Origin of the sequence: Flavobacterium litorale (assembly GCF_019613795.1) — a bacterium.
Lineage (GTDB): Bacteria > Bacteroidota > Bacteroidia > Flavobacteriales > Flavobacteriaceae > Flavobacterium > Flavobacterium litorale.
This window is the reverse complement of record NZ_CP080429.1, coordinates 1,098,614-1,113,011: the sequence shown is the minus strand read 5'-3', so window position 1 is coordinate 1,113,011 and position 14,398 is coordinate 1,098,614. Positions and strand designations below refer to the sequence as shown.

At 38.9% G+C, this 14,398-nt stretch carries 10 protein-coding genes and 1 tRNA gene; 7 read left to right on the top strand and 4 right to left on the bottom strand.

Annotated elements, in window-relative coordinates; all coding sequences use genetic code 11:
* Nucleotide 1 precedes the first annotated feature (1 nt).
* On the top strand, nucleotides 2-1,543 hold the full coding sequence (locus K1I41_RS04935; protein WP_220641572.1) for an acyl-CoA carboxylase subunit beta: 1,542 nt from the start codon (nucleotides 2-4) through the stop codon (nucleotides 1,541-1,543).
* 87 nt (nucleotides 1,544-1,630) lie between these two features.
* Here K1I41_RS04935 and K1I41_RS04930 read toward each other — a convergent pair whose 3' ends face one another.
* Together K1I41_RS04930 and K1I41_RS04925 are read right to left on the bottom strand one after the other, a co-directional pair.
* Nucleotides 1,631-2,350: a hypothetical protein gene (locus K1I41_RS04930; RefSeq protein WP_220641571.1), complete on the bottom strand. Its 720-nt coding sequence runs from the start codon at nucleotides 2,348-2,350 to the stop codon at nucleotides 1,631-1,633.
* Between the two features lie 428 nt (nucleotides 2,351-2,778).
* Nucleotides 2,779-2,859 (bottom strand) — tRNA-Leu (locus tag K1I41_RS04925).
* 151 nt (nucleotides 2,860-3,010) lie between these two features.
* On the opposite strand from K1I41_RS04925, the gene K1I41_RS04920 reads away from it, so the two are divergent.
* From K1I41_RS04920 to pth, 3 genes are all read left to right on the top strand, one after another.
* Entirely contained in the window at nucleotides 3,011-3,952 is a 942-nt protein-coding gene (locus K1I41_RS04920; protein ID WP_220641570.1) for a ribose-phosphate pyrophosphokinase, read from the top strand.
* 30 nt (nucleotides 3,953-3,982) lie between these two features.
* Nucleotides 3,983-4,582, top strand: coding sequence for a 50S ribosomal protein L25/general stress protein Ctc (locus K1I41_RS04915; RefSeq protein WP_220641569.1), 600 nt, complete (start codon nucleotides 3,983-3,985; stop codon nucleotides 4,580-4,582).
* A gap of 157 nt (nucleotides 4,583-4,739) precedes the next feature.
* The gene (gene pth / locus K1I41_RS04910; protein WP_220641815.1) at nucleotides 4,740-5,306 is read left to right on the top strand and encodes an aminoacyl-tRNA hydrolase; all 567 of its coding nucleotides are present in this window, start codon (nucleotides 4,740-4,742) and stop codon (nucleotides 5,304-5,306) included.
* Between the two features lie 96 nt (nucleotides 5,307-5,402).
* Here pth and K1I41_RS04905 read toward each other — a convergent pair whose 3' ends face one another.
* A complete protein-coding gene (locus K1I41_RS04905; RefSeq protein ID WP_220641568.1) occupies nucleotides 5,403-8,660 on the bottom strand; it encodes a zinc-dependent metalloprotease in 3,258 nt (1,085 codons plus the stop codon).
* A 147-nt stretch (nucleotides 8,661-8,807) separates the two neighbouring features.
* On the opposite strand from K1I41_RS04905, the gene K1I41_RS04900 reads away from it, so the two are divergent.
* Nucleotides 8,808-9,314 (top strand): hypothetical protein, encoded by a 507-nt coding sequence (locus tag K1I41_RS04900; RefSeq protein ID WP_220641567.1) that lies wholly within the window; start codon nucleotides 8,808-8,810, stop codon nucleotides 9,312-9,314.
* 48 nt (nucleotides 9,315-9,362) lie between these two features.
* On the opposite strand, the gene K1I41_RS04895 is transcribed toward K1I41_RS04900, so the two are convergent.
* Nucleotides 9,363-11,603 carry a zinc-dependent metalloprotease gene (locus K1I41_RS04895; RefSeq protein WP_220641566.1) on the bottom strand — a complete coding sequence of 747 codons (2,241 nt, stop codon included), beginning with the start codon at nucleotides 11,601-11,603 and terminating at the stop codon, nucleotides 9,363-9,365.
* Between the two features lie 270 nt (nucleotides 11,604-11,873).
* On the opposite strand from K1I41_RS04895, the gene K1I41_RS04890 reads away from it, so the two are divergent.
* Together K1I41_RS04890 and K1I41_RS04885 are read left to right on the top strand one after the other, a co-directional pair.
* A complete protein-coding gene (locus K1I41_RS04890) occupies nucleotides 11,874-12,824 on the top strand; it encodes a bifunctional riboflavin kinase/FAD synthetase (RefSeq protein WP_220641565.1) in 951 nt (316 codons plus the stop codon).
* Nucleotides 12,805-14,127, top strand: a complete 1,323-nt coding sequence (locus K1I41_RS04885) for an HTTM domain-containing protein (protein ID WP_220641564.1) — start codon at nucleotides 12,805-12,807, stop codon at nucleotides 14,125-14,127. Before K1I41_RS04890 ends, K1I41_RS04885 begins: the two co-directional genes overlap by 20 nt.
* Nucleotides 14,128-14,398: the final 271 nt, after the last annotated feature.

Below are 14,398 nucleotides of genomic sequence, written 5' to 3'. Positions count from 1 at the left end.
CATGGAAGACAAAATAAAAATATTAAACGATAAAATTGCTCAGGCACATTTAGGCGGAGGCAAAAAACGAATAGAAAAACAACACGCCAAAAAGAAACTTACCGCACGCGAGCGTGTGGAGTACTTAATGGACGAAGGTTCTTTTGAAGAAATGGGTATGCTGGTTACCCACCGTACTACCGATTTTGGCATGGAAAAAGAGCAGTACTATGGCGACGGTGTTATTACAGGCTATGGTACCATTAATGGCAGATTGGTGTATGTTTTTGCCCAAGATTTTACAGTATTTGGAGGTGCATTATCCGAAACGCATGCCGAAAAAATTTGTAAAGTAATGGATATGGCTGTCCGTAATGGTGCGCCTATGATAGGACTTAACGATTCGGGTGGTGCACGTATTCAGGAAGGTGTACGCTCATTGGGCGGTTATGCTGATATTTTTTACCGTAACGTACAGAGCAGTGGCGTAATACCACAAATCTCGGCTATTATGGGTCCTTGTGCAGGTGGCGCAGTATACTCGCCTGCCATGACGGATTTTACCATGATGGTAGAGAACACGAGTTATATGTTTGTTACAGGACCTAACGTAGTTAAAACCGTAACCAACGAAACCGTAACTAGTGAGGAGCTAGGAGGTGCAAGTACGCACGCTACAAAATCGGGGGTGGCACATACTACCTCAGCTAACGATGTAGCATGTTTGGAGGATATTAAAACCCTATTAAGTTACTTACCACAAAACAATAAAGAAACCGCTCCTAAATTGGGCTTCGAATTTAAAGATGAAATTAGAGAATCGTTATCTAACATTATACCTGATAGCGCTAACAAGCCTTACGATATGCACGAGGTTATTAGTGGTATTATTGACGAAGATTCTTTTTACGAAATACATAAAGATTTTGCCGAAAATATTATTGTAGGTTTCTCCCGCATTGGTGGCAGAAGCGTAGGTATTGTAGCCAACCAGCCGATGTATTTAGCAGGAGTACTGGATGTAAACAGCTCGACAAAAGCAGCACGTTTTACACGTTTTTGCGATGCGTTTAATATACCACTATTAGTATTGGTAGATGTACCTGGCTTTTTACCAGGAACCAACCAAGAGTGGAACGGTATTATAACACACGGCGCAAAACTACTATATGCATTGAGCGAGGCTACCGTGCCAAGAGTTACCGTTATTACCCGTAAAGCCTATGGCGGTGCGTACGATGTAATGAACTCAAAACACATTGGTGCCGATATGAATTTTGCATGGCCTACTGCCGAAATTGCCGTAATGGGAGCTAAGGGTGCCAGTGAAATCATCTTTAAGCGTGAAATTTCGGAAGCAGAAGACTCGGAAGCGAAACTATTAGAAAAAGAAGCGGAGTATGCCGATAAATTCGCGAATCCGTATCGCGCTGCACAACGTGGTTTTGTAGATGAAGTTATACTACCAAAAGATACCCGCAAAAAACTAATAAAAGCGTTTAGCATGCTGGAGCATAAAGCCGTTGTACGACCCGACCGTAAACACGGTAATATTCCATTATAAGGTTTATCTAAATTTACTTATATATAACTTAAAACCGCCCCAATGGGGCGGTTTTTTATTGAATAGAAAACTCTGCTATGTATTTTATTATATTTTAGTCAAATCCTGTATGTTACCCAATGTATCTTTTATAATCAGTTTGGCATTGTCTTTATCATCAACGTACAACTTTATACGCTCGCGCCCTTTGGAATCATATAAAAACAGCCCCACGTTTTCAGTTTCTTCACGCCCTAAAAACATTCGGTATACATTAATTTCTTCATCCAGTTTTCTACGCATTTCCGTATAGGCCTTTTCCTTTTCTTCTTCAGTAAAGTTTTCTGTTTCTTTATAAAAGTTCTTAAAAACCTGGGTCTGTGTAATCGAGTCTGTACGTTCTCTCAAATACATACCATACCAACGTTTCCAATTATTACCCTCTTTATATTCGCTTTTCATTATTGCCATTACTTGGTCGTTTTTCTGCTGGTCAAACGTAATACCTTGATCGCTTATCGTATCATTGCCATCATAAAATATACCTCCTACCTCGTCGCCCACACGATTAAAAAACATAATTCCTGACAAATCGCGTTTGGTATTCGGAAAAAGTGTATCGCCCCCCATTGTAGCAAGTGCCTGCCTTTCGGGGTTACTAATTGCCATGTATAGGTTTTTATCTTTGCCAATAACATTAAGGCGCTCTACAGATAATTCAGGAATAAACTGTTTGTCAGTTTCAGTTTCAACATCAAAATGCTGGTAAGTTAAATAGGCTATTATACCAAATAGTAATAAGGTGTTAATAAGGCTTAGTTTTTTCATGGTTGGGTACTTAATTTAGTTGATTTTTTTATACGCTAAGTTACAATAGTGCAAGGCAATTATTATAAAACATTACTTTTTGCTAATTCAAAATTATTCGTTTTAATCCAATAAACTAAATTTTAATAGTGTTTTTAGGGTGCAAATTTGTTATCCTCAATTTTGCAACTATTTATGCATATAGCACTCCGCCAAAAAGCCTCAAGAAATAGCAATTCCCTCCATCTAAACATGGGTTATAGTATATTGTTATCGCTAATAAAAATTTTATACCCCTTAAGCTTTATTAAGCACAATACTATATTTATTTGGATAAAAAACTGTGGATTGAGCAAACGCTACAGTTGTTAAGTTATTAGTACCTTTAAAAACAAAAAAAGACCAACAAAATTGTTAGTCTTTTTTATCACGTTAATGTACGTTAGTAGTACCTGAAGTGGGAATCGAACCCACACACCAAAGGTACACGAGTTTGAGTCGTGCGCGTCTACCAGTTCCGCCATTCAGGCATACAGTAAATTTGTGGGTGCAAATGTAAAACTTTTTATTTAAACAACAGAAAAATACCTGACAATTTACTTCTGTACTCAAATTAAATTCCTAAATTTGCACCTCGTTACACAACACAACACTAACTAACTACAAAACAACTATTTAAAAATGTCATACGTAGAGCCTGAAGCAAAGATATTTGCATGTTCTCAAAGTGTGTACCTAGCCGAAAAAATGGCGGAGAGCTATGGTGTTGAGCTAGGTAAAATTACGTTCTCTACTTACAGCGATGGCGAGTTTCAGCCTTCATTTGAAGAATCAATCAGAGGGTTACGCGTATTTTTAGTATGCTCAACCTTTCCGAATTCGGATAATTTAATGGAGCTGTTATTAATGATAGACGCTGCTAAAAGAGCTTCGGCAAGACACATAACGGCTGTTATACCTTACTTTGGTTGGGCACGACAGGACAGAAAAGATAAACCAAGAGTTCCGATAGGGGCTAAATTAGTGGCTAAGCTACTGGAATCGGCAGGTGCAACTCGAATTATGACAATGGATTTGCATGCTGACCAAATACAAGGATTCTTTGAAAAACCAGTAGACCACTTGTTTGCGTCAACAATATTCCTACCGCATGTTAGGAGTTTAAATTTGGAGAACTTAACCATTGCTTCTCCAGACATGGGTGGTTCTAAAAGAGCATACGCGTACTCTAAGTTTTTAAGTAGTGATGTAGTAATTTGCTACAAGCACCGTAAAGCTGCCAACGTTGTAGAGAAAATGGAGCTTATTGGCGAAGTTAAAGGGCGCAACGTAATATTGGTAGACGATATGATTGACACAGGAGGTACGCTAACTAAAGCTGCCGACTTAATGATAGAAAAGGGAGCACTTAGTGTTAGAGCTATATGTACGCACGCCATATTATCGGGCGATGCTTACGAGAAAATAGAGAAATCGAAACTATCGGAACTTATTGTCACCGATACTATACCGTTAAAGAAACAGAGTGGCAAAATACGCGTAATAACATGCGCTGATTTGTTTGCCGAGGTAATGCACAAAGTACACCTTAACAACTCTATAAGCGGTAAATTTTTAATGTAATTTATTATTTATTAACTATATTTTATTTCAATGAAATCAATTACGATCAACGGATCTGAAAGAGAAAGCGTAGGTAAGGCGGCAACGCGTACCGCACGTAATGCTGGAATGGTTCCTTGCGTGTTATACGGAGGAGAACAGCCAGTACATTTTACTGCAGAAGAAAAGGCTTTTAAAAACCTTGTTTACACCCCAGAAGCACACACTGTAGTAATTGACCTTGCAGGGAAAACCTACAATGCTGTTATGCAAGATGTACAGTTTCATCCTGTAACAGACAGAATACTTCACATGGATTTTTATCAGCTACATGATGATAAAGAAATTACTATGGAAGTACCTGTAAAAGTAACAGGAACATCTCCTGGTGTACTTGGTGGTGGTGTACTTCGTCTAAACCAACGTAAACTTAAAGTGAGAGCATTACCTGCTAACCTACCTGATTTTGTAGAGGCTAACATCTCTGAACTTGAAATGGGTAACAAGTTATATGTAACTAAAATAGATACAAATAACTTTAAGTTACTTCATCCAGATAATACTGTGGTAGCACAAGTAAGAATATCTCGTGCTGCAATGAAAGCTGCGCAAGAGGCTGCAAAAGCAGAAAAAGCAGCAGGAAAGAAATAATAATTTCTTTATGCAAAATAAGCAAAGCGTTCCTTACGAGGGACGCTTTTTTTATGGACTCTATACCGAAATAGCTAAAATAAGTATCTTTGCCGTTATGAAATGGCTTACCAATCTTTTTACTACACAGAAAGACTTAAAAGAACCTACAGACCCGATGAAGAAATTTCTTATAGCAGGACTTGGCAATATAGGTGCCGAATATGTAAACACGCGCCATAATATAGGCTTTAAGGTACTGGATAAATTAGCGCAGCAGGAAAGCATCGATTTTACCACAGCTAAACTAGGTGCTGTTGCAGAATGCAAAATTAAGGGGCGAACATTAATTTTACTAAAGCCTAATACCTACATGAACCTTAGTGGCAAAGCTGTAAAGTACTGGTTAGAAAAAGAGAAGATTCCGCTAGAAAATTTATTAGTGGTAACCGACGACCTCAACATAGCGTTTGGCACAATACGCATTAAGGCTAAAGGGAGTGATGGTGGACATAACGGACTAAAAAGCATACAACAGGTACTAAATACAGCTACGTATCCGCGTTTTCGTTTTGGGATAAGCGATGAGTTTAAGAAAGGCAGTCAGGTTGATTACGTTTTGGGTGAATGGGATGAAGATGAAAAAGCAAAATTACCCGAGCGTTTAGAAACAGCTGCAGAAGCTATAAAATCATTCGCGTTGGCAGGGCTTGCCAATACTATGAACGGGTTTAACGGCAAATAGTTTTCTATTAACCACTAATATAGATTTTATAATATCAAATCATTAAAAATAACTAATGATAAAAACTAAAAAAGAGGCTTTCGCCTCTTTTTTAAATTATTGTACTACTATTTTTTTGGTTAATCGGTTATTGCCTTCTTGTACGGTTACCAAATATACGCCTGCTTCGGCAGTACCTAAAGACAGGTTTTGTTCTAATAAGCCCGTATTGGAGTAGGTAGTATTAAATATTTGCCTGCCTCGTATATCGTAAACCATTACATTTACATTGTTACCTGTATTGGGAGTATAACGAATGGTAAAATCGCCATTATTAGGGTTAGGATACAAAGTAAAATTGTTAATTGTAGCAGTAGCTACGCTACCTACAGGGGCAGGTGTTGTGCTACATATTGTAATGCTCCAGTTATTAATAACGCCTCCATCTTGAGCTACGGCATCCGAAACCTCTAACGTCCATATCCCTTCTGGAGATTCGCCATTAAATGCTGATAAAAGTTGGGTTGGTGCTATTGTACCTGTAATAGCAGGGTTACCGCTACATACTAATTCTGTACCCGAATCGTCAAATATTGCATCTACATTTATCTGATTTTCACATACCTGATCAAATAATTGTACCTGTGTACCCTCTGGGCTTATTAGCACAGCGGTAAGGTCGCCAACCCAGCCATGCCCTATATTCATTGCTAGGGTTAGTTTCTGGATAGGGTCGTCATCTGCCACAATAATAGTGCTGGTTACTGTAGCTACTGCATTACCTGGTATTACTACTGGTACATCCGTAGAATTGTAATCTTCGCAATCTGTAAGTCCCGTTCTAAACTCATTTGGTTCGTTATAAGTTCCCGAACATGCATCGTTAAACGGGCGTACACGCCAAAAATAGGTTGTTGCTTCTTCCAATAAGGCAGTATAAGTGCTTTCTTCTACCGTAGTGGCTATAAGTATATCTTCAAACTCAGCATCGGTAGCAATTTCTATTTCGTAGCCTACTGCGCCATTAGCATCAGTCCAGTCAAAACTTGTTTGGTCAAACACTGCATCCTCTTCATTTAGTGGCGTAACTATGTTTAACGTCCCGAAGTTGGCATCTATAAGATCCAGATATACATTAATTGTTTTTGTAACACCTCCAGCATTTGCTAATACGGTTATGGTGTAAAAATCTGGGGTAGTGTCTGGTGTGGTTGTAACCGTCATGGTAACACTACCGCTATTGGTAATATCATTAGGAGTAAACAGTACTACGGCATTATCGGGTACACCCGTAGTGGTAAAAGTAGTTTCGGCATCAAAACCCTCGTAGGCATCATACGTTAGGGTATAGTTTATTTCGTTTCCTACACAATCAGTAATATTTTGGTCGCCTTCTACAGCAATAGCCATTGTGGCTTGTGGTGCTGTAATTGTAAAATTACTGTTAGAGAGGTCGTAAAAAATATGGTTATACCCTTTTACCATTATTCGGTTGTTGTTTCCAGGCACATTGGGTATTGCTACCACTTCGCTACCATCGTTGGGTACTTTTGCTGCTAGTGTTATGGGGTACGTAAACCCGCCATCGGTAGATAAGTATATATCTACATATTCGGCATCTACATCGTTTTCTGTTGTACCTGCTACATTCCACGATACGCTGTGGTTTGTTCCTACTTGCCATGATACATTTGTATTGGGAGAGGTTACTATAAACGGACCTGCAACACCTGATACATCTACCTGCATGGCTTCGGTTATTACCTGCCCGCCAAGCAAATTGTTATCTCGTACTGTAAAGATGAAATTAAATTCACGCTCTACATCCGAAATTACTTCCCATGTTGGTGTAAGGTTGTTGTTTAAAACATCTACAATATCAGGCATAAAACGTTGGGGTACATCTTTACTTGGTATCGAACGAAAATTAGGTCCTTCGGTAGCAGTTGGTACAGGTGGTTGTTCGGATATTTCGTTATCCAGTTGCTCCCAATTGTACGTCATGGCATCATTGTTAGCATCGGTAGCTGTACCCGATAGTATAAAGGGTGTACCAAAAGGTATCGTATAATCTTCTCCTGCATCTACAACAGGAGGTACATTACCCGTAACTTCGTTATCGCCACAATCGCCACCATTTATTATAAAGAAGGACATTTCTGCGATACTAAAACCATGAAAATGGGCATCGGAATTGCTTTGTACATTAGGCGGACAAATGCCCGCGTATGCCATAATAGTGCTACCACTGCCTGGCTCGAAGGCTGTGCTTTGGTTTCGGTTGCCGTTACAGGAATTATTATAACTGTGGTTACCGCCGAATTGGTGCCCCATTTCGTGCGAAACATAATCAACGTCAAAAGGGTCGCCTACTGGCGATGGTAACCCTGTTATACCCCTTGCCTTACTGGGTGAGCATGGCGAGAATAACTGGGCTATTCCGCCCCCACCTGTGCTTACTGTATGCCCAATATCATAATTGTCAGCACCTATAATATCGTCTATTACTACTTGGCTTTCGTTTAATAAGGCGTTGCCTTCATTATCGTTCGTAAAATCATCCGAATCAATAAAAATAATTTCATCATTATTTGGGATTAGTTCCATGGTTATCGAGAGGTCACGCTCGTATATACCATTAACACGTGCCATGGTTACATTCATGGCAGCAAGTACGGCTTCTTTTTTTTCTTCCAACGTACCATCATTAAGCCCTGCTTCGTTTACATGAAAAGCGGCATACTCTATAGTACATGCCATTGCAAGACGGTAGGTACGCAAAATACCATCGCTAGTGGTTACGCTAAGTGGTTGGTTTGCTGCACTTTTTTGATGCGGAGTACTGTTATTGTCTGCCACACCACAATAAAAAGAGCGGCTGGTGGTAATTCCTTCTCGTTTGTATACAATGTAATTTTGTAGGTTTTTGGTATATGGGTCGGTATACGATGTCCCTTCAACCGACTGTGTCATATTATGTAATCCAAACTGTGTAACACTAAAGCGTATTGTTGTGGCTGCATTATTTACAGCACGCCCTACATACGATTTGATACTGGGGTACTTTGTCGTTAGTTCAGGACTCATTACATCCGCCCTGTAAATATAATAGTGCTTCATATTGCCACTACCATCAGGAAATGGCAATATAAGGTTAGATGCTGCTGCCTGGCGTTGGGGTGCTTGTGCTAATTGTTGTTTTAAGTTGCCTAGGTTAAGGCTGTATAACTGAAAGGTTACTGGTTGCGATGTTCTTGTGAGCTTTTCCTGCCCCTCAACGTCTTTATCGGTAATCCGATTCCATAATACGCTTTGTGCATAGCCCGAAAAAGTAAGCATCAGGATAAAAATTCCGTAAATAATTCTTTTATTCATAAGTGTAGTTAGTTAGTTTTGCGAATATAGTAATTTATAATATAAATAATTTAAATATTGCTATATAACGCATTCAAAACCCTATATACAAACGGGGTTTGGCGTTAAATTTGTACCTTAGTATTTATAACAACATAAAACCCTATAATGAAGAAATTTATCTTGCTGCCTATGGTAGCCTTACTGTTTGGATGCAACGCTACTAAAAGCCTGAACGAAGCATCGGGTAAGGGCTATACTGCAACAACCTGCCCTGAGGTAGGACAATGTAGTTTTGAAGTTTTAAAGAATAAAAGCCTCGTTATTAAAAAAGATGGTACTGGTAAAGTGTATTATAGCATGAAGGAGAATAGTACTACAACGGTTATAAAGTATAGGTACGCTAAAGATACCGACCCTACTTTACAGGATGCTGGGTATACTGAAGAGGTTGTTTTTGAAATAGCATCTGATGCTACTGATTTGGATTATGATAGCACTACTATACAAGAAACTAAAATGCTATTTGGTGTTATGTGCTTTTGTAAAGGAAAAGCTGGTTTTTATAAGGTGGAAAAGGGAACGCTAACCTATAAAAACAACACGTTATACATTACATTACCTAATATAGTAGAAGACCAAGTACTACACGATATACAAGTTACTATACAATAAAAAAAGGGACGCTTTAGCGTCCCTTTTTTGTGAATAATCAATACTTAATTACTCTATAATAATCTTCTTAACTTCTTTTTTGTTTCCGTTACTTACAGTTACTAGGTACATACCTGCCTGTATGCGCTGCAAATTAACATCGGTAGTAAATACACCTGTATTTTTGTACTGGTTGTTGTATACTTCTCTTCCTCTAATATCGTGTACTGCTATAGTAACATCGTCTGTAGAGTCTGAGTTAAACCTTACTGAAAACGAACCGTTGTTTGGGTTAGGGTATAATGCAAATGCACGTAAACCAAAATCGTCTGTAGCAGCTACTGGTTGTATCGCAAAAGCATTATCATTTACAGCGTAAAAAATGTTACCTACGGCTCTTACCATTATTCTACACGATGCAGCACCAACATTAGGTACTGTTATGTTCTCTGCACCGTCGTTTGGTGTATTCTCTGCAAGTAGCGTATCAAAATTCAATCCGCCATCGGTAGATAGGAATATGTTTACATTAGCAGTATTAACACCGTTGGCAGTAGTACCTGCAACATCCCACGTAATAGTTTCAGTTTCATTACCAATCCAGGTAATGCCATTATTACTTTGAGACGTTACTCCAAAAGGTCCTGCACCATTTACTACATTCACAAAAATATTTTCTCGTGCCGTTTGCCCGCCATTAGGCATCTGGTTATCGCGAACTGTTATTGCAAAATTAAAGGTACGTGCAACTGATGATGTAACTTCCCAAATTGGGGTAAGGTTACCTGCTAATACATTGGGCAACGAAGGAAAATAGCGCTCGGGAGATGCTGTTGGAGCAAGAGACCTAAAGTTAGGTCCTGTAGTACTAAATGGCGACGGAGTTTCATCTATAGTAGATTCTGCTCCATTAGCATTAACTTGTTCCCAGCAATACGTTAAAGCTGCACCAGCATCAGCGTCATTAGCTTCTGCTGTTAAAACAAACGCAGTACCCCTTGGTATCATGTAATCTGCAGGAAACAAAATAACAGGTGCATTATTTCCATTAGGAGCTTCGGTGGCACATGTACCCCCTAAACCATCTACAAAATCAACCATTTGTGATATGCTTACGGTATGAAAATAATCATCAGAATTACTTTGTACATTAGGCGGAAGTATTCCTGCATATGCCATAATAGTGCTGCCACTACCAGGTTCTACAGCAGTATCATCACTACGCTGAAAATTGTTATTAAAAGTATGTTCTGCACCAAATTGGTGTCCCATTTCGTGAGCTACATAATCAACATCAAAAGGGTCGCCTACAGGAGCTGGAGTACCTGTAACGCCTTCTGCCTTAACATTGCTACAAACACTCCCTAATGCAGCAACGCCACCGTCGCTGGTGCTTACAACATGCCCTATATCATAGCTATTACTACCTATGGCACCGTTAATAACTGCTTGTATTTGGTTTATAAGTGTTGCAGGATCATTGTTATCTAAATTATCTGCATCTACAAAAATAATATCCTCATTCTCGGGTATTATCTGCATTGTTATTGCCATGTCGCGCTCGTAAATTCCGTTTACACGCGTCATGGTAACATTCATTGCTGCCAGCACAGCCTCTTTTTTCTGTGGTGTAGGAGCTGTGTTTAATAGCGCAGCATTTACATGAAAAGCCGCATACTCAACAGTACACGCCATAGCAAGGCGGTAAGTGCGCAAAACACCATCGCTAGCCGCAACCGAAAGGGGCTTATCTAACGCTAACGAAGATTCTTGGAATTGTGCTTCGCCCGAAACCCCACAGAAAAAATGACGTGGATTTTTTACGTCGGCTCTTTTATACACCAAATAATTTTGCAAATCCTTAGTATAGGGGTCAACGTACGATGTCCCTTCTGGAGAAAGCATCATAACATGCAAACCAAAAATGGTAGTACTAAAACGTACCGACGATGCTGGGTTCTCTATCCCCTGCCCAACGTAGCTTTTTATATTAGGGTGCTTTGCACCAAGGTCTGGGTGCAGTACTGCAGCCTCGTATATCCTAAAATGCTCTATTTCGCCATTGCCATTAGGAAAAGGCATAATTAATGTTGATGGAGTAGTATAATTTTCGCGAGATGGTGCAGCCTGTAATGCAGCTTTCATAGCATTAAGGTCAAGGCTAAATGTTTGACTTTTTGAGGGTATCGCTGCCCGATCTGTTTTCTCTAAGTGTGCCAAACGAGCTTCTGGTACACTGTTCCAAAGTTGTTGTGCGTTACCTGTACCAAAAATAAAAGTAGCCGCAAGCAACAGTAAAATTCTTTTCATAGTTTTTAAATTAATTGTGGGTTGTAGTTAAATAGGTTACTAATATAGTACCTGAAGAGTAAGTTTTGTTATTTAATTGATATTTTTTTGTTAAAAATCATCAATTTTAACATTTTGCAATTAAAAATACAATTTTTGGTACATTTATATTATCTAGGTCATTCAAAAAGCTATTTAATAGCAAAGTAGGTTAAAATCTTTAAAAAGAAACATATTACTATTCTTTTTAAAAACAGATAATTAAATTTGCTATTTTAATACTCTATTTTTTTGAAAATATACAATTCCATACAAGAGTTTGACACCAAAGCAAAAACAATAGTTACGCTAGGAACTTTTGACGGCGTACATAAAGGACATGCAAGCATTCTTGATAAAGTTATAAAAAGTAGTGCGGCAACAGGATGTGAAAGTGTTGTACTCACATTTTTTCCACATCCGCGTATGGTATTGCAGCAAAATACCGATATAAAGCTGCTTAACACCATGAACGAAAAAGCGTATTTGTTGGATAAACTTGGTATTAATAACCTTATTGTACATCCTTTTGACCGCAATTTTTCGCGGCTTACTGCCGAAGAGTTTGTAAAAAATATATTGGTTGACAGTTTAAACATTAGCAAAATAATTATTGGGTACGACCACCGTTTTGGGCGCAACCGTACCGCTACTATAAACGACCTTATTCAGTACGGAGAAACCTACAATTTTGAGGTAGAGCAAATATCGGCACTTGAGGTAGACGAGGTTTCGGTGAGTTCTACCAAAATACGAAATGCGCTAGATGATGGCGCAATTACCAAAGCCAACGAGTTTTTAGGGTATAATTATTTCCTATCGGGTAAAGTAGTAGAAGGCAAAAAACTGGGGCGCACCATTGGTTTCCCTACCGCCAATATTGCCATAGATGAAGATTATAAATTAATCCCTGCAAAAGGAGCCTACATTGTTAGCAGCATTATAAACGGCAAAGCTGTTGCGGGTATGATGAATATAGGCAGCAACCCAACGGTTGGTGGTACAGCACAAACAATAGAAGTACATTTTTTAGATTTTGAAGGCGACTTGTACGGCAAGGCGTTAAAAATAAATTTGCACGAAAGGCTACGCAACGAAACGAAGTTTGCATCGGTAGATGCATTAAAAATGCAGCTCGAAGAAGATAAATCCGCAACTATACATTACTTTAATACTACGGGCAATGAAAAATTACCTCTATAAAGAAATTGACAATGCTCCACTTATAATCTTCAGGATATTTTTCGGATTTCTGTTAGCCTGCGAAACATGGGGTGCCATCCTTACAGGCTGGGTTAAAGCAAACTTTATAGATGTACAATTTACCTACTCGCATATTGGTATGGACTGGCTACAGCCCTTACCTGGCTATGGTATGTATTTTTATTTTGCTGTTATGGGCATTATGGGCATTATGGTAATGCTGGGCTACAAATACCGCTGGAGCATGGGGCTGTTTACTATTATGTGGAGTGGCGTGTATTTTATGCAAAAAACATCGTACAACAACCATTATTACCTGTTGGTGTTAATATGCCTTGTAATGTTTTTGCTACCTGCCAATCGTTATGCCGCTATAGATGCAAAACAAAACCCAAGCATTAAAAAACTTACCATGCCCGCATGGTGTTCGTTAGTAATGGTAGCGCAGGTAGCAATAGTGTACTTTTATGCCACCGTAGCTAAATTTTATCCCGATTGGCTCGATGGTACCTTTACACGCAACCTGCTTAACAGGAGTACAAGCGGTGCTTTTCATGACTTTGCTATGCAAGAGTGGTTTTACTTGTTTATAGCCTATGCCGGTATTGCTTTTGATATGCTTATTATACCCCTACTACTCTATAAACGAACGCGTACTATAGCATTAGTAGCCTCATTAATATTCCATTTATTCAATTCCATAACGTTAGAGATAGGTATCTTTCCCTTCTTTGCGCTAACCTTTGTAGTATTTTTCTATCCGCCAGAGCGTATGAGACGGTTATTCTTTAAAAATAAACCACAGGTAACCGATTACGGTACAACTACAGAAAAACGAAGCACATTACTTTACTTTTTTATCCCTTACATAATTATACAACTACTATTGCCCATTAGACATCACTTTATTAAAGGCGATGTTTTATGGACTGAGGAAGGACATCGGCTTAGTTGGCGAATGATGTTGCGTAGTCGTGGCGGTTACACCTACTTTAAAGTAGTAAACAAAGCCAACAACCAAATAATACCGTACCACATGCGCGATAAAGCTACGCCCAAACAAATAGCCTCCATGCGCACCAAACCCGATATGATATGGCAAACAGCACAGCGCATTAAAAAAGAATTTGCAGCCACAGGGCTAAACGTAGCGGTTTATGCAGACACCCGTGTAAGCATAAACGGTGCGCCACTAAAAAAGTTAATAGATGAAGATACTGATTTGGCAGCAGCGGAGTGGGATTACTTTTTTCATAACGACTGGATAATACTATACGACGACGAGGGCAAACGTATTGATTAACTCAAAATGCTAATTTTAAATCTAAACACCCATTAAAATTTTATTGTTACATAATTTACATTCTATGTAATAGTTGACTTTATAAGAAAAACGGAGCCTTTTAAGCCCGAAAAGACAACAATTCAGCAGTTTTGGAGCATTAAAAGTGTTGTTTGTATAAGGTTTAGCAGCATCGGTAATTGTATTATGCATACTAATGCAATCGTAGAAAAAAAAGTAGCAACAAGTAATGAGGTGGACGACATCGCGCATAATCCGTATTAATTTTATA

Excerpts from the sequence above, each read along its gene's own strand:
- K1I41_RS04900 (WP_220641567.1), top strand. The coding sequence starts at position 8,808 with ATGAAGAAATTTATCTTGCTGCCTATGGTAGCCTTACTGTTTGGATGC.
- K1I41_RS04920 (WP_220641570.1), top strand. The coding sequence starts at position 3,011 with ATGTCATACGTAGAGCCTGAAGCAAAGATATTTGCATGTTCTCAAAGT.
- K1I41_RS04895 (WP_220641566.1), bottom strand. The coding sequence starts at position 11,603 with ATGAAAAGAATTTTACTGTTGCTTGCGGCTACTTTTATTTTTGGTACA.
- K1I41_RS04915 (WP_220641569.1), top strand. The coding sequence starts at position 3,983 with ATGAAATCAATTACGATCAACGGATCTGAAAGAGAAAGCGTAGGTAAG.
- K1I41_RS04885 (WP_220641564.1), top strand. The coding sequence starts at position 12,805 with ATGAAAAATTACCTCTATAAAGAAATTGACAATGCTCCACTTATAATC.
- pth (WP_220641815.1), top strand. The coding sequence starts at position 4,740 with ATGAAGAAATTTCTTATAGCAGGACTTGGCAATATAGGTGCCGAATAT.
- K1I41_RS04905 (WP_220641568.1), bottom strand. The coding sequence starts at position 8,660 with ATGAATAAAAGAATTATTTACGGAATTTTTATCCTGATGCTTACTTTT.
- K1I41_RS04935 (WP_220641572.1), top strand. The coding sequence starts at position 2 with ATGGAAGACAAAATAAAAATATTAAACGATAAAATTGCTCAGGCACAT.
- K1I41_RS04930 (WP_220641571.1), bottom strand. The coding sequence starts at position 2,350 with ATGAAAAAACTAAGCCTTATTAACACCTTATTACTATTTGGTATAATA.